This window comes from Pseudoalteromonas luteoviolacea, from assembly GCF_001696455.1.
GTDB classification, from domain to species: Bacteria; Pseudomonadota; Gammaproteobacteria; order Enterobacterales; family Alteromonadaceae; genus Pseudoalteromonas; species Pseudoalteromonas luteoviolacea_C.
In genome coordinates, this window is record NZ_MAUJ01000060.1 from 1 (window position 1) to 391 (window position 391).

The 391-nt window shown below is 40.9% G+C and carries 1 pseudogene; it reads right to left on the reverse strand.

What is annotated here, in order from left to right:
• Positions 1-335 (reverse strand): annotated as a pseudogene (locus A7985_RS25500) (transposase); the annotation flags it as partial.
• Between the last annotated feature and the right edge of the window lie 56 nt (positions 336-391).

The following is a 391-nucleotide window of genomic DNA, read 5'->3' on the forward strand; positions in this document are numbered from 1 at the left end:
TCGCCATTGATAAACTTATGCGTCAGCCAAGTCCCTTTAAATTGCTTGTGCCAGCGTATAATAATGGCTTTATCCGTTAGACGTTTTGCTTTTTTATCATCAACATATAAAACAATATGCGTATGGTTACTCATCACTGCATACGCACACACATCAATGCAAAACACCTTAGCAAGTTGTAGCAACTTCTCTTCAACCCACCCTCTTCGATGCTCATAAGACTTACCCGTTACTTTATCTTCTCCGCATAAAAACGCGCGCCTTACGCATCGTGATATGCAGTGATAGTACTTAGTATCCACCAAGCTAACTTGCCGACTTCGTGCTGTTGCCATGAATTGAGCGCCTAACTTTTAACCGTTATTTAAAGATAGGCGACACTCAGTTTTTT